1 protein-coding gene (running past one end of the window) is annotated in these 22755 nt (G+C 66.8%); it reads right to left on the bottom strand.

What is annotated here, in order from left to right; genetic code table 11:
- Positions 1-22755 carry the 3' portion of a non-ribosomal peptide synthase/polyketide synthase gene (locus tag ACMGT0_RS16300; RefSeq protein ID WP_416768983.1) on the bottom strand. The gene runs 8052 nt beyond the window's last position, so the window shows 22755 of its 30807 coding nt (coding positions 8053-30807); its start codon lies beyond the right edge, outside the window; the stop codon is at positions 1-3.

A 22755-nucleotide genomic window follows, 5' to 3' on the forward strand; every position in this document is an offset into this window, starting at 1 on the left:
TTAATGGAAGCTTCGCCACCAACTCGCCAGATGCTGCACATGTGGCGCCTTGAGGATGGTGAAATGGTTACCCGGCCCACGCCATACGGTGAGGTCCGGGGCACAACGCCGCCAGCCGTTGACCATGGCCTGCTGCTCGCGCTGGTTGCCCGCCGCGTCCAGCACCGGGTCATCGGCCAGCACCAGGCGCACGGGGCCGGTATAGACCGCCGACGGCTGGTAGCGGGTGCGCAAGGCCGAACCGAAGGCCCGTACCGGCCCGCGCATCGAGTCCGGTGCCGAGCGTTGCGGCAGCAGCCCGGCGCGAACCATGCCGGCATGCAACAGCTGCAGTTGATCGGCATCGCCCTGTGCCTCGAAGGCGGCCCGGTCGATTTCCATCGACTTGCCCGCCGCCAGTTGCATAGTCTCGATCAGGCGCTCCAGCACACCGATCGACGTGTAGGGCCTGCCGACCACACCGTTGCCGCCTGGCGATTCGCTGTCGACCAGGGTCAACGAGGCCACCTCGCGCCCCCGAGCCGCCAGGCGCAGGGCCATCTCGAACACCACCCAGCCGCCGAAGGAATGGCCGAGCAGGTGCACCGGTCCTTCGGGTTGCACACTGTCGAGCGCCCGCAGGTAGGCCTCGGCGGCAATTTCCACCGAACCGTACGGCACCGTGCGGCCATCCAGCCCGCGCGGTTGCAGGCCATGGATCGGCCAATGCGCACCGAACGCGTCGGTCAGGCCGATAAAGCCCGTGACGCTGTCGCCGGCCCCCGGTACGCAGAACACCGGCGTGTGATCGCCGCGCCCGCCCTGGATCGTCAGCAACGGCTGGTGCTTGGCGCGCACTGGCGCCGAACGCCCGGCCAGCGCAGCCAACGCCGTATTGAGCGCCCCTGCGAGGCCCTGGATATGCGGTGCCTGCATCAGGCTCTGGTGATCGCCTGCGACCTCGATACGCTGCAGCTGGCTGCGCGGCAGCACAGCGTCCCACCCCAGGTAACCGTCATGGGGCACGGCATCGTGGGCCAGCTCGGTGGCGGTGAACAGGTGCACCGGTACGCTGGTGGGGAACACGGTGTAGTGGGCCTGGGCATGCCCGTGGGCCACCTCGCGATCCAGGTACCGCCACAGAGACTCGGCCTCGTACACGGCGAATTCCGGCGGCAATACGCCCTGCTCGCGGCAATGTTGCAGGAGCCCTTCGAAATCGAAGTCCTGCAGCCTTGAACGCACCACGTCCAGTGCCGCCAGCGTTTCCTCGCTCACCCCCTGGGCATTCCAGAACGATTCACAGCGTTCCAGCAGATGCTGGCGATGCGCGCTGTGCGGACTCCAGCGCTCGCGGCCCTGATCCACCAGGCGCGGCATGTAGGTATCGATCAGGCCGACAAACTCCACCTCCTCGTCCAGGCTTTCCAACTGGATGGCGATCTCGTAGGCCAGCAAGCCGCCGAACGACCAGCCGGCCAGACGATAAGGCCCTTGCGGCTGGACGCTGCGCATCAGGTTCAACAGACGGCTCGCCAGGCATTCCAGGGTCTGCAACTGCGGCTGCCCGAGGGGAACGCCAGGCAGGCCATAGACCGGGATATCGCTGTCGATATGCTGGCCCAGGGTCGGGAAATACAGGTCCAGGCCGGTGAACTCGTGTACCAGGAACAACGGCCGTTGACTGCCGGTGGTGCGTACCGGCACCACTTGCTCAACCCCTGCGGGCTCGGCCCGGCTGCCCAGCAGGGCAGCCAACTGCGCGACCGTCGCGTGCTGGAACAACTCGACCAGCGACAGGGACAAGCCGACGGCAGCCAGTTGGCTGACCAGTCGCACCGCCAGCAGCGAATGACCGCCGAGTTCGAAGAAGTGGTCATGCCGCCCCACCCGTTCGACCTTGAGCAGTTCGGCCCAGAGTGCCGCCAATCGGCTTTCGACCTCGCCTTGCGGCGCCTCGTAGCCGCGGCTGACCAGCGCCTGGGCATCCGGCACCGGCAACGCCTTGCGGTCCAGCTTGCCGTTGGCGGTCAGTGGCAAGGCATCAAGTTGCACGTAGGCCGCCGGCACCATGTATTCCGGCACGGACTCTTGCAGATGGTCGCGCAGACTCTCGATCGGCAGCACGGTTTCAGGCTGCTGCGCCGTGAAGTAGGCCACCAGACGTTTGTCGCCCGGGAGATCCTCGCGACACAACACCACGCTTTCCCTGACCTCGGGATGCTCGACCAGATGCGCCTCGATCTCGCCCAGTTCGACCCGGAAACCGCGGATCTTCACCTGGGCGTCATTGCGGCCCAGGTACTCCAGGTTGCCGTCGGCGCGCCAGCGCACCAGGTCGCCGGTGCGGTACAGGCGGGCATTCGGCTCGCTGTCGAATGGGTCGACCAGGAATTTTTCCCGGGTCAGCTCGTCCCGGTTCAGGTAACCCAGGGCCACGCCCTGCCCGCCGATATACAGCTCTCCTGCCACACCCACCGGCACCGGCTGGCCCTGGGCATCGAGCACGTACAGGCAGGTGTTGCCCACGGGGCGGCCAATCGGAATGCCCCCGTTGCCGACCGCGGTGATTTCGTAGGTCGCGGAGAAGGTCGTGGCTTCGGTCGGGCCGTAACCGTTGAGCAGATGCTCGGGGGCACTGTTTTCCAGTACCCGGGCAATCACCGCCGGGTCCAGCACGTCGCCGCCGACGATCAGGTAACGCAGCCGCGAGAATGCCTCACCCAGGCCCGAGGCATACTGATGGAACAACCCGGCGGTCATCCACAACACCGTCACCGACTGTTCCAGCAGCAGGCGCTGGAAGTTCGCCGGGGACAGCAGGTCGTCCTGGCCGATCACCACCACGCAGCCGCCATTGAGCAGCGGCGCCCAGACATCCAGGGTACTGGCGTCGAAGGCCGGGTTGGAGGCGAAGGCCACTCGATCCCGTTCGTTGAAATCGGCGTAGCCGTTGTTGATCACCAGCCGGCTGATGGCCCGGTGCGGCACCAGCACGCCTTTCGGGGTGCCGGTGGAGCCGGAGGTGTACATGATGTACGCCGCGCTTTCGCTGGACTGGGTGATCCCCAGGTCATCCGGATCCAGAGCGGACAGGTCCAGACGGTCCAGTTCCACCCGCTGTGCCGAGGTCGCCAGCGACACCTGGCTATGGGTCAGCAGGACCCGTGCCTGGCTGTCCTCGATCATGAAGCCCTGGCGTTCGAGCGGTGCATTGATGTCCAGCGGTACATAGACCGCCGCGCACTTGAGCGCCGCCAATTGGCTGACCAGCAGGTCATGGCTGCGTGCCAGCAGGATCGCCACGCTGTCGCCCGGCTGCACGCCGAGGCCACGCAGGTGCCGGGCCAGGCGGTTGGCTCGGGCGTTGAGCTCGGCGTAAGTCAACGCCACGCCGTCGTGGATCGCCGCACACGCCTCGGGGCGGGCACGGACCTGGGCCTCGAACAGCCCGTGCACGGTCTGTGTCCGTGGGTAGTCGCGATGGCTGGCGTTGAAGCTCACCAGCAGTTGCTCGCGCTCGGCATCGGGCAGGATCGTAAGTTCAGCCAACGGCGTCTGGGGCGCCTGCTCCAGGGCCGCCGCCAGGTTGACCAGGGCCGTGTGCATGTAGTCGCAGACCCGCTGCGCACCGATACCCTCCAGGGCCGCGACGCTCAGGACGAAATCCTCACCCAGATCATCCACCGACAGCGTCAGCGGATAGTTGCTCCACTCCTCGCCGCCCAGCCCCTCGATCCCGTTCCACGCCGACAGCGCCTGACTGTCGGCCTGCACGGCGCTATGCCGGTAGTTGAGCAACGCGCTGAACAGCGGCGTCGCCGCGGCCACGCCGCTGCAACGCTGGGCCAGGGCCAGGGACGCGTGCTCGTGAGCGAGCAGGTCCGTCAGGCGGTCATGGGTCGCCCGGACGCCTGCCCGGACATCACGGGCATTGACCTCGATGCGCAGCGGCAAGGTGTTGATGAACATCCCCAGCGCGCGATCGGCACCCTCGCCGCCCTGCATCCGGCCCATCAGCACGGTACCGAACACTACGTCCTCGCGACCGCTGACCCCGCCGACCACCCTGGCCCAGGCCAGGTGATGCAGGCTGGCTACAGTGACGCCCAGATGACGGGCGCACTGGCGCAGACGCTGGCTCAAGGCCTGGTCGACCACCCGGCGGGCCTGCTCGATGGCGCTGCCATCCTGTACCTCCTGCAGGCCGAACGGCAGGGTCGGCTCGGTGACATCGCCCAGCATCTCGCGGAAGAAGGCTTCGTGGTCGGCCTGGCTGCTGCCCAGGCGCGCCTGGGCCACATAGTTGCGGAACGGTACTGGCGCGCCCAACTGCGCCTGCTGCCCCAGCAGATAGGCCTGCATCTCGTGCTGCACCACCTCCAGCGCGGTATGGTCGAGTGCCATGTGATGGAACAGCAGCACGGCCACCCAGTGCTGCCGACTGGCGTCGTAGGCACAGGCCAGGCGCAGCAAGGGTGCCTGGCGCACATCGAGGCGGTAGTGCAGCGGGTCGAAATGCTTGCGCAATTGCTCGTCGATATCGCCGTCCTGCGCAGCCAGCGGCAACTCCTCCAGCACCAGCGGTGCCTGACGCAGGACCACCTGCACCGGCTCGTCCAGGCCTTCCCAGAATACGGCGGTACGCAGGATGTCATGACGACCGATCACCCCCTGCAGGGCGTCGAAAAAGGCCGACAGCCGCTCGCGGTCCCGCAGGTGGAACAGCGCCTGCTGGAGATAGAGATCGCCCTGCTCCGCCGCCAGGTGGTGATAGAGAATCCCCTCCTGCAAGGGCGCCAGCGGGTAGATATCCTGCACGTTCGCCGCACCGCCCGGCACGCTCGCCACCACCCGGTCGATCTGCTCCTGAGTCAGGTCGACCAGGGGCAACAGGTCCGGCGTGATGCGCTCGCAGCCGGCCGCGATCCGGTTGGCCGGCACCACGACTTCCGTGTTGCCACCCACCGCCGCCGCCAGGGCCGACAGGGTCGGCTGGCCGAACAGCACCCGCACGTCCGCGCTCAGGCCGATCTGGCGCATGCGTTCGATCAGCGTTACCGCCAGCAGCGAATGGCCGCCCAACTCGAAGAAGTGGTCATGCCGCCCGACGCGCTCAACCTTGAGCAGTTCGGCCCAGAGTTGCGCCAGCAGGTTTTCGGTTTCGCCTTGCGGGGCCTCGTACTCACGGCTGATCAGCGCGCCAGCGTCCGGGGCCGGCAGGGCCTTGCGGTCCAGCTTGCCATTGGGGGTCAGCGGCAACGCATCGAGCTGCACATAGGCCGCCGGCACCATGTATTCCGGCAACACGGCCTGCAGATGACCACGCAGCGCTTCGACCGCCAGGACGGTTTCCGGCTGTTGCGCCGTGACATAGGCCACCAGGCGTTTCTCGCCAGGGTTGTCTTCCCGTGCCAGCACCACGCTTTCCTTGACTCCGGCGCAAGCGGCCAGGCGCGCTTCGATTTCCCCCAGCTCGATACGGAAGCCACGGATCTTCACCTGGTCGTCGTTGCGGCCCAGGTACTCGATGTTGCCGTCCGGTAGATAGCGGGCCAGATCACCGGTGCGATACAGGCGTCCGTCACCGAACGGATCGTCGAGGAACCGCTCGGCACTCAGTTCAGGACGGTTCAGATAGCCACGCGCCACCTGCACGCCAGCGATGTACAGCTCCCCGGCCACGCCTCGCGGCACCGGCTGACGGTACGCGTCGAGCAGGTAGATCCGGGTGTTGGCCACCGGCTTGCCGATCGGGGTGTTGTCCGGGGTCTGCTCCAGCGGTCCGGCGCAATCCCAGGCGGTCACGTCCACCGCCGCTTCGGTCGGCCCATAGAGGTTGAACAGGCCGACTTGCGGCAACTGCTGCTTGAAGCGCCGCACCAGGTGCCCTGGCAGTGCCTCGCCGCTGCACATGACCCGCCGCAGAGCGCTCTGCTGCGTCTGGCCGTGGGCCAGGAACAGGTCGAGCATCGACGGTACGAAGTGCAAGGTGGTGATGCCCTGCTCGCCAATCACCTGCCGCAGGTAGGCCGGATCGCGATGGCCGCCGGGGCGTGCCATCACCAGCCGCGCACCGTTGAACAGCGGCCAGAAGAACTCCCAGACTGACACGTCGAAGCTGAACGGGGTCTTCTGCAGCACCCGATCCGAGGCGTCCAGGCCGTATTCGTCCTGCATCCACAGCAGGCGGTTGACCACCGCGCGGTGTTCGTTCATCACGCCTTTCGGCTGGCCGGTGGAGCCGGAGGTGTAGATCACATAGGCCAGGTGCTCGGGACGAACGTCCGCGCGCAGCGGGTTATGGTCTGGCTGGGCCAGCAACCCCTCATGCTCGGCCTGGGCCGGATCGAGCAACAGGACCGGTACGTCACTCGGTGGCAACACCGACCGCAGCGACTCCTGGGTGAGGATCACTGCCGGCGCGCAGTTGCCGAGCATGTAGGTCAGGCGATCGATCGGGTAGTCCGGATCCAGCGGCACATAGGCGGCACCGGCCTTGAGAATCCCCAGCAGCCCCGCGACCATCGCCTGACTGCGTTCGACACAGATCGCTACCCGGTCGTCCGGGCCGATACCCAGGCCGATCAGGCGGTGGGCGATACGGTTGGCCTGGCGATTGAGCGCGTCGTAGCTCAGGCTGCCCTGCTCATCCACCACCGCGATCGTTTCACCGCAGTCGGCGACCCGTGCCTCGAACAGCCCGTGCAGGGTCAGGTCTTGCGGATAGTCGACCGCCGTGGCGTTGAAACCGTCCAGCAGTTCCTGGCGCTGCGCCTCGTCGAGCAAGGCGATCTCGCCGATCAGCGCCCGTTCATCGGCCGCCATGCCGCGCAGCATGGCTTCCAGGTAACCCAGGCAGCGCTGCATGCTCGCTTCGTCGAACAATGCCGTGGCGTACTCCAGGGTACCGAACAGGCGGTCGCCCACTTCGGTCATGTCCAGCAGCACGTCGAACTTGGCCGTGCTGCTGGTCACCCCGATGCCCTGCAGGGCCATGTCACCCAGCGCCAGATCGACATCCTCGGTGTTCTGCCAGGACAACATCGCCTGGAAGATCGGGCTGTGGGCCAGGCTGCGTTGCGGCCGGACCACCTCCACCACCTGCTCGAACGGCAGGTCCTGGTTCGCCTGGGCGGCCAGGGTCTGCTGCTTGACCTGTTGCAACAGGCTCTCGACGCTCGGTGCGCTCGAGAGGTCGACACGGATCGCCAGGGTATTGACGAAGAACCCGATCAGGTCCTCCACCTCGGCCTGCTGGCGGTTGGCCGCCGGCGTACCGATCACCACGTCGTCCTGGCCGGACAGGCGGCTGAGCACCGCGGCCCAGGCGGCCATCACCGTCATGAACAGGGTGCTGCCCTGGCGCTGGCTCAGCGCCTTGAGGTCGCGGGTCAGCTCGGCGTCGAGGGCCAGGCCCACCGTATGCCCGCTGTAGTCCTGCTGTGCCGGCCGTGGCCGGTCGCTCGGCAGGGTCAGAAGAACCGGCGCCCCGGCCAGGGCCTGCTGCCAGTACTGCCCCTGCCGTTGCAGGACTTCACCCTCCAGCCAGCGACGCTGCCACAGCGCATAGTCGGCGTATTGCACCGGCAAGGCCGGCAACGGATCTTCCGCGCCCTGGCGGAAAGCCTCGTAGAGCGTGCCCAGCTCACGGGTCAGGACGCCGGCGGACCAGCCGTCGGAAACGATATGGTGCAGGGTCACCAGCAACACATGGTCGTCATCCGCCATGCGCACCAGCCGCCCACGCACCAGCGGCCCGTTCACCAGATCGAAGGGCTCGCGAGCCTCTTGCGCGGTGATGGACCGCAGCTCTTCTTCCGCCTGGGCCTGCCCGGTCAGCACCTGCCATTGCAGGTTGAAACCGATGTCGGCCGGGGCGATGCGTTGCTCCGGCTGTTGCCCCGGCAACTGGATAAAGGTGGTGCGCAACGCTTCGTGGCGGGCGACGATACGATCCAGCGCCTGCTTGAGCGCAACACGGTCCAGGCTGCCACGCAAACGCAGCCCGGCCGGGATGTGATACGCCGCGCTGCCACCGTCCAGTTGCGCAAGGAACCACAGGCGCTGCTGGGCGAACGACAACGGCAGGGCCTGCTCGCGCGACACCGGCACGATCGGCAGCTGGCTGCTGCCGGCGGCGTGCGCCAGCACCTCGGCCAGTGCCGCCAGTTCCGGCTGGGCAAAGATGTCCGCCAGGTTCAGTTCGACGCCCAGGCGTCGACGCACCTGGGAAATCAGGCGCATGGCCAGCAGCGAGTGGCCACCCCGCTCGAAGAAGTGGTCGTGACGCCCCACCTGTTCCAGGTTGAGCAGGTCCTGCCAGATCTGCGCCAGGACCGTTTCGACAGTGCCTTGCGGGGCGACCTGCTCACGGCTGGCAAAAGCCTCCTCCGCCGGGGCCGGCAGGGCCTTGCGGTCGAGCTTGCGGTTCGGGGTCAGCGGCAACGCGTCGAGCAGCACGAAGGCGCTTGGCAGCATGTACTCGGCCAGTTGCGGCGCCAGTTCCGCGCGCAGGCTGGCGGCGTCCAGGCTTGCCTCGGGTTGCGCGACCACATAAGCCACCAGACGCTTCTCGCCGGGGTTGTCTTCCCGGGCGATCACCACCGCTTCCTTGACCCCGGCGCAGTTGCCCAGGCGCAACTCGATTTCGCCCAGTTCGATGCGGAAACCGCGGACCTTGACCTGGAAGTCGTTACGCCCCAGGTACTCGATACGGCCGTCGGTCATGTAGCGGGCCAGGTCACCGGTCTTGTACATGCGCGCATCAGGCTGGTCGCTGAACGGATCGACCAGGAAGCGCTCGGCGTTGACCTGTTCGAGGTTCAGGTAGCCGCGTGCCACACCATCGCCACCGATGAAGATCTCGCCGGCCACACCGTACGGCACCGGCTGCTGATGGGCATCGAGCAGGTAGATCCGGGTGTTGGCCATCGGCTTGCCGATGGTGGCGTTGCCGCTGCCCTCGCTGCCGGCCTCGGCATCATGGCTGACGTAGGCCGCGGTGCAGGACACCGTGGCCTCGGTCGGACCGTAGGTGTTGATCAGCCGGGTATGCGTCGGGCGCACTTCATCCCAGAGCTTGAGTTTCTGCGCCGACAGCGCATCGCCGGTGACGTTGATCAGCCGGACATCGGCCAGGCAGCGCGCGGCCAGTTGCGGCTGGCTGTGCCATTCGGCGGCCAGGGTGTGCCAGTGGGCGGCGGTCATGTGCAGGAAGGTCGGACGGATGCCGTAGTCCTGCGTCCCCTCGCTGCCAAAGATCTCCCGGCTTGGCGCCAGGGTGGCACCGGCCAACAGGGCCGGGAAGATCTCCTCCACCGACAGGTCGAAGTTCAGCGTGTTCTGCTGCAGCACGGTGTCCGCCGGGGTCAGGCCGAACAGGCGCGCGGCATCGACGCTGTAGTTGACCAGCCCGCGGTGTTCGATCATCACCCCCTTCGGATTGCCGGTGGAGCCGGAGGTGTAGATCACGTAGGCCAGGTTGCGTACGCCCAGATCCGGGACCACCGGGTTGTCGTCGCGCTCGCTGAAGGCCTGGCGCTGGTCGGCGTCGAGCAGCAACCGCGTCAGTTCCAGTGCCGGCAGGCGTTCCTGCAATGCACGCTGGGTCAACAGGACCGACGGCGTACTGTCCTCGATCATGTAGGCCAGGCGTTCGGCCGGATAGGCCGGGTCCAGCGGCACATAGGCCGCACCGGCCTTGAGCACGCCGAGCAGGCCGACCATCATTTCCACCCCGCGCTCGACGCAGATCGCCACCCGGTCGTCCGGACCGACGCCCAGGCCGATCAGTCGATGGGCCAGGCGGTTGGCTTCGCGGTTCAGTTCGGCATAACTCAAACGCTGATCCTGGAAGGCCACCGCGATGGCCTGCGGTTGCGCCTGCACCCTCTCCTCGAACAACTGGTGAATCGTGCTGTGGCTCGGATACGGCACTTCGGTGGCGTTGAGGCCCCGCAGCAACTGTTCACGCTCGGCGTCATCGAGCAATGGCACCCTTTCCAGCACCTGCCGGTCATCGGCGACCATGGCTTCCAGCAGGCGCTGGAAGTAGCCCAGGTAACGCCGCATGGTGCCTTCATCGAACAGCGCGGTGGCATATTCCAGCGAACCGAGCAGGCGGCCCTGGACTTCGCCCAGGTCCAGCGAGAGATCGAACTTGGCCAGGGTATGCCCCGCGTCCAGGCCTTCCAGGCGCAGGTCGCCGAGGGCCAGGTCGCTGCCGCCCATGTCCTGCCAGCTCAGCATCGCCTGGAAGATCGGGCTGTGGGACAGGCTGCGCACCGGCTTGACCACTTCCACCACCTGCTCGAACGGCAGGTCCTGGTGCATCTGGGCGCCCAGGGTGGTGGTCTTGACCCGGGCCAGCAAAGCCTCGGCGGTCGGCTGCGCGCCGAGGTCGACGCGGATCGCCAGGGTGTTGACGAACAGGCCGATCAGCCCTTCGACTTCACTGCGGGTACGGTTGGCCACCGGCGAACCGATCACCACTTCCTCCTGCCCGGCCAGACGGCCGAGCAGCGCGGCCCAGGCGGCCATCACCGTCATGTACAAGGTGGTGCCGTGCCGCTGGCCGAGGGCCTTGAGGCCGCGGGTCAGCTGTTCGTCGAGGACCACCGGCAGCGCGGCACCGGCATAGTCCTGCTGGGCCGGACGGACCCGGTCGGTAGGCAGCATCAACAGCGCCGGGGCATCGGCCAGGGCCTGTTGCCAGTACCGGGTTTGCTGTTCCAGCCGCTCGCCGCTGAGCCAGCGACGCTGCCACACCGCGTAATCCAGGTAGTGCAGCGGCAACGGCGCCAGCGGATCTTCCTGGCCCTGGCTGAACGCGGCGTAGAGCGCGGCCAGCTCGCGGGTCAGGACATTCATCGACCAGCCGTCGGAGACGATATGGTGCAGGGTCACCAGCAGTACGTGATGATCCTCGGCCAGGCGGATCAGGCGGCCGCGAATCAGCGGCCCCTGTTCCAGGTCGAAGGCTTGCAGGGCTTCCTCGCTGGCGAGCGCCTGCAGTCTGGCGTCGACATCCGCCAGGCCCTGCAGATCGTGCAGTTGCAGGCTGAAGCCGGCGTCTGCCGGGGCGATCCGTTGCAGCGGCTGTTCGTCGTCGCCCAGGATGAAAGTGGTGCGCAGGCCTTCGTGACGCGCGACGATGCGCTCCAGGGCCCGTTGCAGGGCCGTACGGTCGAGCACGCCGCGCAGGCTCAGGCCACCGGGCATATGGTAGGCGGCGCTGGCGCCCTCCATCTGCGCCAGGAACCACAGGCGCTGCTGGGCGAAGGACAACGGCCAGGCCTGGTCGCGGGCCACCGGCACGATTTCCGGCAAGGTGCTGCGCCCGGCCTGGGCGATCACCTGGGCCAGGTCCGCCAGTTCGGCCTGGGCAAACAGCTCGGCCAGACCCAGTTCGACCCCCAGTTGCTGGCGAATCTGCGAAATCAGGCGCATGGCCAGCAACGAATGACCACCCAGTTCGAAGAACCGGTCATGCCGGCCGACCTGGGACAGGCCGAGCAACTCCTGCCAGATATGGGCCAGGGCGATTTCGATCTCCCCTTCGGGGGCCACGTAGCCACGGCTGGTCACGGCATCGAGGTCCGGCGCCGGCAGGGCCTTGCGGTCGAGCTTACCATTCGGCGTCAGCGGCAGTTTTTCCAGGGCGACGTAGACGGCCGGGACCATGTACTCCGGCAGTTTTTCCTGCAGGTGGCGGCGCAGACTGTCGATCTCCACCGAGGCATGGCCCTCGGCCAGGGTGTAGTAGGCCACCAGGCGCTTGTCGCCCGGCACGTCCTCGCGGGCGGTGACCACCGCTTCGTGAATGGCCGGGTGTTTCGCCAGGCGGGCATCGATTTCGCCCAGTTCGATGCGGAAACCGCGGATCTTCACCTGGTCGTCGTTGCGGCCCAGGTATTCGATGTTGCCGTCTGGCAGGTGGCGGCCGAGGTCGCCGGTGCGGTACATCCTTGCCGAAGCGTCCTGGCTGAACGGGTCCCGGAGGAAACGCTCGGCGGTCAGGTCATCGCGGTTCAGGTAGCCACGGGCTACGCCGGCACCACCAATGTAGATTTCACCCGGGACGCCCAGCGGGACAGGCTGTTGTTGCTCGTCCAGCAGATAGAACTGGGTGTTGCCCACCGGCTTGCCGATATGCGGGGCGAAGCCATCCTCTCGATCCATCGCCACCCAGCTGGAGTAGGTGGTGGTTTCCGACGGGCCGTAGAGGTTGCACAGGCGTTGAACGCCGGTTTTCTCGAACAGCGATTCCACCAGGCTGCGCTTGAGCGCTTCACCGGCCACGTTCACCGTGTGCACCGATTGCGGCAGGCCGTCGACTTCGAGCAGCGCCTTGAGCGCCGAGGGAACAGTGTTGATCAGGCCGATATCGTGCTCGCCGTGTTGCAGTTCCAGGACGTTTTTCACCACCTCGATACTGCCGCCCGAGGTCAGCGGTGCAAAGCACTCGTAGACCGCCAGGTCGAAGTTCAGCGAGGTCGAGAATAGCGTCTTGTCCAAGGCCCCGTTGTCGAAGGCCCCGTGGGCCCAGGTCAGGAAGTTCACCGTGTTGCGGTGTTCGATCATCACGCCCTTGGGCAAACCTGTCGAACCCGAGGTGTAGATCAGGTAGGCCAGGTGTGCCGAGGTCAGGCCCGGCACCTGTGGATTCCGGACGGACTCGTCCTGCCAGGTGCCCTGATCCAGATTGATCACGGGTACCGACACGCCGGCCAGCAACTCCTGGGTCGCGTTCTGGGCCAGCACCACGGCCGGCGCACTGTCCTGCAGCATGTAGGCGATCCGCTCGGCCGGGTACCCCGGATCCAGCGGCACATAGGCGCCCCCGGCCTTGAGAATCGCCAGCAGGCCGACAACCATCTCGGCGCCGCGTTCGACACAGATGCCCACTCGCGAATCCGGCTGCACACCCTGCTTGCGCAAGGCATGGGCCAAACGGTTGGCCTGTTCGTTAAGCTCGCGATAGCTGAGTTTCCTGCCGTCATGGACCACCGCCAACGCGTCCGGCGTACGCTCCACCTGGGCCTCGAACAACCCATGAATGGTCTGCGCCTGCGGATACTCCAGCGCGGTGTCGTTGAGCGCCACCAGCAGTTGCTCGCGCTCGTCGGCCGGCAGGATCGACAGGCGGTTGAGCGCCGTGGTCGGCGCCTCCTCCAGAGCCTGGACCAGTTGCTCCAGGGCAGCCTGCATGTAGCCGCCGATCCGACGCGCGTCGATCTGTTCCACGGCCTGGATGGTGAGCATGAAAGCCTCGCCCAGGTCATCGACGTTCAGGCACAACGGATAGTTGGTACGCTCCTCCATGCTCAGGGTCTGCATACCCTGCCAGGCTGCAATCGCCTCGGACGAAGCCACGCCACCGGTGCTATGGCGGTAGTTCAGCAGGGCACTGAACAGCGGTAGCGAACCCGGTACGCCGCTGCAACGCTGGGCCAGGGACAATGAGGCATGCTCATGACCGAGCAGGGTCGACAGGCGCTCATGGGTGGCCTTGACCCCGGCCAGGGCGCCGAGGTCTCCGACGCTCAGGCGCAACGGCAAGGTGTTGATGAACATCCCCAGGGCCCGGTCGCTGCCCTCGCCGCCCTGCATCCGCCCCATCAGCACGGTGCCGAACACCACCTCATCCCGACCCGATAGGCGGCCAATCACCTGGGCCCATGCCAAGTGCATCAGGCTCGCGGCGCTGACGCCCAGTGGCCGGGCAATGCCACGCAGGCGCAGGCTCAAGCCGCTGTCGAGCAGCTGTTGCACTTCAACGACGGCACGGCCGTCACCCTGCACGTCCTGCAGGCCATAGGGCAGCGTCGGCTCGTCGATATCGCCGAGCATGTCGCGGAAGAACGCTTCATGTTCCTCCCGGCTGGCCCCCAGGCGTGCCTGGGCCACATGATTGCGATACGGCACCGGGGCCGGCAATTGCCCGGTCAGGCCCTGCAGGCTGGCCTGCATCTCTTCCACCACCACTTCCAGGGCCGTGTGGTCCAGGGCCATGTGATGGAACAGCAACATCGCGCTGATCCGCTGGCTGAGCGGCTCCTGGGCATAGGCGATCCGCATCAGCGGCGCCTGGCCGATGTCCAGGCGGTAGTGGCGCGGATCGAACCGCTGGTGCAACTGGGCCAGTACCTCACCCGCCGCCGGATCGACCGTGACCTCTTCCAGGCTCAGTTGAGCCTCGCGCCAGACCACCTGCACCGGCTGGTCCAGGCCTTCCCAGGCCACGCTGGTGCGCAGGATGTCGTGGCGTTCGATCACGCTCTGCAGGGCCTCGGCAAACGCGGCCAGGCGCTGGCGGTCGTCGAAGGCAAACAGCACCTGCAGGACATAGGGGTCGCCCTCATGGGCGGCCAGGTGGTGATAGAGGATCCCTTCCTGCAGCGGTGCCAGGGCATAGATGTCCTGCACATTGGCTACGCCACCGGGCACGTTCGCGACGATGCGGTCGATGGCGGCCTGATCGAGATCGGCCAGGGGCAGCATGTCCGGGGTGATGCGTTCGCAGCCCGGCACGATCAGGTTGTCCGGCACGCGGACTTCCTGATGCCCGCCCACCGCCGCTGCCAGGGCCGCCAGCGTCGGTTGGCTGAACAGCACGCGCACATCGGCCACCAGACCGACCTGGCGCATGCGCTCGATCAGCTTGACCGCCAGCAATGAATGCCCACCCAGCTCGAAGAAGTGGTCATGGCGCCCCACTTGCGGCAGTTGCAGCAGCGACTGCCAGATCTGCGCGATGGCGTTTTCCACGGCACCTTCGGGGGCCGCGTATTCACGTCGCACCAGGGCTTGCGCATCCGGCGCCGGCAGCGCCTTGCGGTTGAGCTTGCCATTGGTGGTCAGCGGGAAGCTGTCCAGGCTGACGAAGGCACTGGGCACCATGTAGTCGGCCAGCGAAAGCGACAGTTGCGCACGCAGCTCGGCGGCCACCACCTCGTGGCCGGACGCGGCAACCACATAGGCCACCAGGCGCTTGTCCCCCGGTTCGTCCTCACGGGCCAGCACCACCGCCTCGCGGACACCCGTGCAGGCGCCCAGGGCGGCTTCGATTTCGCCCAGTTCGATGCGGAAGCCACGAATCTTCACCTGGTCGTCATTGCGGCCCAGATAATCGAGGCTGCCATCGGCCAGCCAGCGTCCCAGGTCGCCGGTCTTGTACAGGCGCGCCTGGGGATCCTTGCTGAACGGATTCGGCAGGAAACGTTCGGCCGTCAGCTCGTCACGGTTCAGATAACCCCGCGCCACCCCGGCACCGCCGACATACAACTCGCCGACCACGCCCACCGGCACCGGCTCGCGCCGGCTATCGAGCACGTATAGCTGCAAGTCGGGAATCCGCACGCCGATGGGGCTGACGCCAGCACGTTGCGCATCGGCCGCCACCAACGGGCAGTAGGTCACATGCACGGTGGTTTCGGTGATGCCATACATGTTCACCAATTGGGTGCCGGCGTTGGCCACCCGTGCGTACCAGGGCTTGAGCATCCCGGTTTCCAGGGCTTCGCCACCGAAGATCACCTGGCGCAGGGAGTGGCGCAATTCGCTCTCGCCCTGGGCGTTGAGCAACTGGCGGAACGCGCTCGGGGTCTGGTTGAGGACCGTGACGCCGGTAGTGCACAGCAGTGCGTAGCAATCCTGCGGCGAGCGGCTGACCAGTTGCGGCACGATCAGCAAGCGACCGCCATGCAGCAGCGCGCCCCAGATTTCCCAGACCGAGAAGTCGAAGGCGAACGAATGGAACAACGCCCAGACATCCTGCTCGTTGAATTCGAACCAGGCCCGGGTGGCCGAGAACAGCCGGGCGACGTTGCGGTGCTCGACCATCACGCCCTTGGGCAGCCCGGTGGAGCCGGAGGTGTAGATCACATAGGCGAGGTGGTGCGGGCTGATCCCGCTGACCCGCGGGTTGCTGCTGGGCTGGGCCTGCAGGGCCGGGCTGCGCAGGTCCAGCCGGGGACCGTCGAAAGTCTCCAGCAGTGCCAGGCCGGCGGCATCGGCCAGCACCGCCACCGGGCCGCTGTCGCGCAACTGGTAGGCGATCCGCTCGGCCGGATAGGCCGGGTCGATCGGTACGTAGCCGGCGCCGGACTTGAGGATGCCGAGCAGGCCAACCATCATCTCCAGGCCACGCTCGACACAGATCGCCACCCGGTCATCCGGACGCACGCCCAGGGCCAGCAACTGATGGGCTACCTGGTTGGCGCGGGCATTGAGCTCGCCGTAGCTCAGCGTGCGGTCTTCGTATTGCAGCGCCACGGCTTCCGGTTGCGCCACCGCCCAGGCTTCGAAGGTGCGGTGGATCAAGGTGTCATCGGCATAGGAGACATGCGGAGTGTTCCAGCTTTCCAGCAATTGCTGGCGCTCGCCCGCCGGCAGGATATTCACCCCGCCCAATGGGGCTTGCGGTGTCTGTTCCAGCGCCTGCACCAGGTTTTCCAGGGCACAGTGCATATAGTCACAGATCCGTTCGGCGCCGATCTGCGCCTCGGCCATGACCGTCAGGTTGAAGCCCTCGCCCAGGTCATTCACCGACAGGGTCAGGGGGTAGTTGGTGCGTTCTTCGCCGTCCAGGGCCTGGATGCCTTCCCAGGCGGCCAGCGCCTGGTCGGTGACACGGGTATCGATCTGCCGGTAATTGAGCAGTGAACTGAACAGCGGCGTCGACGCGGGCACGCCGCTGCAACGCTGCGCCAGTACCAGCGACGCATGCTCGTGGGCGAGCAGGCCGCTGAGTCGGGCATGGGTGGCCTTCAGGCCCTCGCGCACGCCCTGTTCGCCCAGGGTCACGCGCAGCGGCAAGGTGTTGATGAACATGCCCAGGGCCCGGTCGGCGCCTTCGCCGCCCTGCAGGCGACCCAGCAGCACGGTGCCGAACACCACATCGTCCCTGCCCGACACGACGCCCAATACCCGGGCCCAGGCCAGGTGATACAGGCTGGCGGCGCTCACCCCGAGCTGCCGTGCCTGCAAGCGCAGGCGCCGGCTCAGGTCGGCATCCACGCCCCGCTGGACTTCCTCGATGCCGCGACCATCGCCCTGCACGTCCTGCAGGCCGAAGGGCAGTGTCGGTTCCTCGATATCGCCCAGCATGTCGCGGAAGAACGCTTCGTGCTCCTCGCGGCTGATTCCCTGCCAGGCCTGGGCCACATAGTTGCGATAAGGCACGGACGGCGGCAGTTCCCCCTGCCGGCCGAGCATGTGCGCCTCGATTTCGCCGCAGAGGATACGCAGCGAAGTGGCGTCGTCCACCAGGTGATGGAACAGCAGCATGCCGACCCAGCGGTTATTCGATGGATCCTGCGCGTAGCCGATGCGCATCATGGGCGCCTGACGAATGTCCAGGCGGGTGTGGCGCGGGTCCAGGCGCTCGCACAGTTGTTCGGCGATATCGCCGTCCGCCGGGTCCAGCTCCAGCCGTTCAACGCCCAGGGGCGCGTCACGCCAGACCACCTGCACCGGCGCATCCAGGCTTTCCCAGAGCACTGCGGTACGCAGGATGTCATGCCGCGCCACCACCCCTTGCAGGGCCTGGGCGAAGCTGTGCAGGCGTTCGAGGCTGTCGAAGCCGAACAGCGCGTATTGCAGGTACGGGTCGCCCTGGGTCGCGGCCAGGTGATGGTACAAAATCCCCTCCTGCAACGGCGCCAGGGCATAGATATCCTGCACATTGGCAACGCCACCGGGCACGCTGGCCACGATGCGGTCGATATCGTCCTGGCTCAGGCCGACCAGCGGCAGCATGTCAGGCGTGATACGTTGACAACCCTCGGGGATGACATTCGCCGGCACCTCGACCTCGCGCTGGCCGCCCACGGCCGCCGCCAGGGCGGCCAGGGTCGGCTGGCCGAACAGCACGCGCACGTCGGCACTGAGGTCGATCTGGCGCATGCGCTCGATCAGTTTCACCGCCAGCAGCGAGTGACCGCCCAGTTCGAAGAAGTGATCGTGACGACCGACCTGTTCCAGTTGCAGCAGGTCCTGCCAGATACGCGCAATCGCCATTTCGGTGGCGCCTTCGGGCGCTTCGTAGCCACGGCTGGCCACCGTCGAGCGATCGGGGGCCGGCAACGCCTTGCGGTCGAGCTTGCCGTTGGCGGTCAGCGGGAAGGCTTCCAGGCTGACGAAGGCACTGGGCAGCATGTGCTCGGCCAGCGTCTGGCGCAGTTGGTCACGCAACCATGCGGCGTCGAGTTCGACGCCGGCGGCGATGACATAGGCCACCAGGCGCTTGTCGCCCGGCTCATCCTCGCGCACCAGAACCAGCGCATCACGCACACCTTCGCAGGCGGCCAGTTGCGCCTCGATCTCGCCCAGTTCGATACGGAAGCCGCGAATCTTCACCTGTTCGTCGTTACGCCCCAGGTATTCCAGGCTGCCGTCGGCCACCCAGCGAGCCAGGTCGCCGGTGCGGTACAGACGCGCGTTCGGCTCTTGGCTGAACGGGTTGGCAAGGAAACGCTCGGCGCTGAGTTCGGCCCGGTTCAGGTAGCCACGGGCGACCCCGGCCCCGCCGACATACAGTTCGCCGACCACCCCCACCGGTACCGGTTCGCGACGGGCATCGAGGACATAGAGTTGCAGGTCGGGAATCCGTTTGCCGATCGGACTGGCCCCGATGCGCTGGGCATCTTCGGCCTGCAATGGGTAATAGGTCACGTGCACCGTGGTTTCGGTGATGCCGTACATGTTCACCAGTTGCGTACCGGCGTTCACGGCCCGCGCATACCAGGGCTTGAGCATCGCCGTGTCCAGCGCCTCACCGCCGAAGATCACCTGGCGCAGGGCATGGGGCTGGGCGTTGTCGCCCTGGGCGGCAATCAGTTGGCGGAACGCGCTTGGCGTCTGGTTGAGCACTGTCACCCCGGCGCTGCACAGCAGTGCGTAGCAATCCTGTGGCGAGCGGCTGACCAGTTGCGGCACGATGAGCAGACGCCCGCCGTGCAGCAGCGCGCCCCAGATTTCCCAGACCGAGAAGTCGAAGGCGAACGAGTGGAACAGCGCCCAGGTGTCCTGTTCGTTGAAACCGAACCAGTCCTCGGTGGCCGTGAACAGCCGCGCAACGTTGCGGTGCTCGACCATCACGCCCTTGGGCAGACCGGTGGAACCGGAGGTGTAGATCACGTAGGCCAGGCTCGCGGACGTCAGCCCCGGCACCTGCGGGTTCTGGACGGACTCGTCCTGCAGATCGCCATCGTCGAGATTGATCAGCGGCAGATCCACCGCCGGCAGCGCCTCGCGCACCGCGTGCTGGCTCAACAAGGCCACCGGTTCACTGTCGCCCAGGGTGTAGGCCAGGCGCTCACGGGGATAGGCCGGGTCCAGCGGCACATAACCGGCACCGGACTTGAGGATCCCCAAGAGGCCGATGATCATCGCCGGGCCGCGTTCGACGCAGATGGCCACCCGGTCATCCGGGCGCACGCCCAGGGCCAGCAGGCGGTGGGCCACCTGGTTGGCGCGGGCATTGAGTTCGCCATAGCTCAGGCTTTCGTCCTGATGCACCAGCGCCACGGCCTCCGGCCGCTCGGCGGCGCGGGCCTCGAACTGCTGGTGGATCAGTGCATCGGCGGGATAGGTCCGGCCAGCCTGGTTCCAGTGCTCGAGCAGTTGCTCGCGCTCGCTGGCCGGCAGGATCGAAATCGCCTGTACGGCGCTCTCTGGTGCCTGCTCCAGGGCCTGAACCAGGCCGTCCAAGGCGCTGTGCAGATAGCCGCAAAGACGTTGTGCACCGATGGCCGTCGCCACCAAGGCCGTGAAGTGGAACCCTTCCCCCAGGTCGTCGACGTTGAGGGTCAGCGGATAGTTGGTGCGCTCTTCGGCACCGCCCAGCACCTGCATGCCCTGCCAGGCGCTCTGCGCCTGCTCGGTCACGGCCAGGCTGCTGTGGCGGTAGTTGAGCAAGGCGCTGAACAACGGCAGCGGCGCGCTCACCCCGCTGCAACGCTGGGCCAGCGCCAGGGAGGCGTGCTCGTGCCCGAGCAAGGCGGTCAGTTCGGCGTGGGTGGTCTTGACCCCCTCACGCACGCTTTGACCGCCAAGGGTCACCCGCAGCGGCAAGGTATTGATAAACATGCCCAGGGCCCTATCGGCGCCCTCGCCGCCCTGCATCCGGCCCAGCAGCACCGTGCCGAAGACCACCTGGTCACGGCCACTGGCCTGCCCCAACACCTGGGCGAAAGCCAGATGCACCAGACTCGCGGCACTCACCCCGAGCTGACGGGCCTGGGCTCGTAAACGCAGGCTCAGGCCCATGTCCAGGGCCAGGTGGGCCTGTTCGATCTCGCTGCCGTCACCCTGCACATCCTGCAGGCCGAACGGCAGGGTTGGTTCGTCGATATCGCCGAGGCGTGCGCGGAAGAACCGTTCGTGCTCCTCCTGGCTCGCGCCCAGGCGGGCCAGGGCGACATAGTTGCGATAAGGCACAGCGGCGCCCAGTTGCGCCTGCTGGCCGAGCAGAGCGGCCTGCATCTCGTGCTGCACCACGTCCATCGCGGTGTGGTCCATGACCAGGTGATGGAACAGCAGCAGTCCCAGCCAGCGCTGGTTCGGCTCGTCCCAGGCCTGGGCCAGATGCAGCATCGGCGCCCGGCGGATATCCAGGCGCACCTGGCGCGGATCGAAGCCGGCCTGCAACTGCTCGGCGATATCGCCGGCGCGAGGGTCCAGCGCGCGCTCCTCGGTGCTCAGTTCGGCACGGCGCCAGACCACCTGCAAGGGCTGGTCGAAGCCTTCCCAGTGAATGGAAGTGCGCAGGATGTCATGTCGGTCGATAACCGCTTGCAGTGCCTGGACGAAGTCGTCCAGGCGGGCACGGCTGTCGAAGGCGTACTGCGCTTGCAGCACATAGGGGTCGCCCTCCTCGGCGCTGAGGTGGTGATAGAGAATCCCCTCCTGCAACGGTGCCAGCGGGTAGATATCCTGGATGTTCGGCGCACCGCCCGGCACGGTGGCCGCGATACGGTCGATGGCCGCCTGATCCAGCTCGATCAGCGGCAACATGTCCGGGGTGATCCGCTGGCAATCCGGAGCAATCCGGTTGGCCGGCACCACCAGGTCGCTGGCCGTACCCACTGCTGCGGCCAGGGCGGCCAGGGTCGGCTGGCTGAACAGCACCCGCACATCGGCACTCAGGCCGGCCTGGCGCATGCGCTCGATCAGCGTCACCGCCAGTAATGAATGACCGCCGAGTTCGAAGAAGTGGTCGTGGCGACCGACCTGCTCGACCTTGAGCACATCGGCCCAGATCGACGCCAGCAGCACTTCCACTTCGCCTTGCGGCGCCTCGTAGCCGCGGCTGACCAGCGCCTGGGCATCCGGCACCGGCAGCGCCTTGCGGTCCAGCTTGCCGTTGGCGGTCAGTGGCAAGGCATCAAGTTGCACGTAGGCCGCCGGCACCATGTATTCCGGCACGGACTCTTGCAGATGGTCGCGCAGACTCTCGATCGGCAGCACGGTTTCAGGCTGCTGCGCCGTGAAGTAGGCCACCAGACGTTTGTCGCCCGGGAGATCCTCGCGACACAACACCACGCTTTCCCTGACCTCGGGATGCTCGACCAGACGCGCCTCGATCTCGCCCAGTTCGACCCGGAAACCGCGAATCTTCACCTGGGCGTCATTGCGGCCCAGGTACTCCAGGTTGCCGTCGGCGCGCCAGCGCACCAGGTCGCCGGTGCGGTACAGGCGGGCATTCGGCTCGCTGTCGAATGGGTCGACCAGGAATTTTTCCCGGGTCAGTTCTTCCCGGTTCAGGTAACCCAGGGCCACGCCCTGTCCGCCGATATACAGCTCCCCTGCCACACCCACCGGCACCGGCTGGCCCTGGGCATCGAGCACGTACAGGCAGGTGTTGCCCACGGGGCGGCCAATCGGGATGCCCCCGTTGCCGACCGCGGTGATTTCGTAGGTCGCGGAGAAGGTCGTGGCTTCGGTCGGGCCGTAACCGTTGAGCAGATGCTCGGGGGCACTGTTTTCCAGTACCCGGGCGATCACCGCCGGGTCCAGCACGTCGCCGCCGACGATCAGGTAGCGCAGACGGGCAAACGCTTCACCCAGGCCGGCAGCGTATTGATGGAACAACCCGGCGGTCATCCACAGCACCGTCACCGACTGTTCCAGCAGCAGGCGCTGGAAGTTCGCCGGGGACAGCAGGTCGTCCTGGCCGATCACCACCACGCAGCCGCCATTGAGCAGCGGCGCCCAGACATCCAGGGTACTGGCGTCGAAGGCCGGGTTGGAGGCGAAGGCCACTCGATCCCGTTCGTTGAAATCGGCGTAGCCGTTGTTGATCACCAGCCGGCTGATGGCCCGGTGCGGCACCAGCACGCCTTTCGGGGTGCCGGTGGAGCCGGAGGTGTACATGATGTACGCCGCGCTTTCGCTGGACTGGGTGATCCCCAGGTCATCCGGATCCAGAGCGGACAGGTCCAGACGGTCCAGTTCCACCCGCTGTGCCGAGGTCGCCAGCGACACCTGGCTATGGGTCAGCAGGACCCGTGCCTGGCTGTCCTCGATCATGAAGCCCTGGCGTTCGAGCGGTGCATTGATGTCCAGCGGTACATAGACCGCCGCGCACTTGAGCGCCGCCAATTGGCTGACCAGCAGGTCATGGCTGCGTGCCAGCAGGATCGCCACGCTGTCGCCCGGCTGCACGCCGAGGCCACGCAGGTGCCGGGCCAGGCGGTTGGCTCGGGCGTTGAGCTCGGCGTAAGTCAACGCCACGCCGTCGTGGATCGCCGCACACGCCTCGGGGCGGGC

Origin of the sequence: Pseudomonas sp. RHF3.3-3 (assembly GCF_048069595.1) — a bacterium.
Classification (GTDB): Bacteria; Pseudomonadota; Gammaproteobacteria; order Pseudomonadales; family Pseudomonadaceae; genus Aquipseudomonas; species Aquipseudomonas fuscovaginae_B.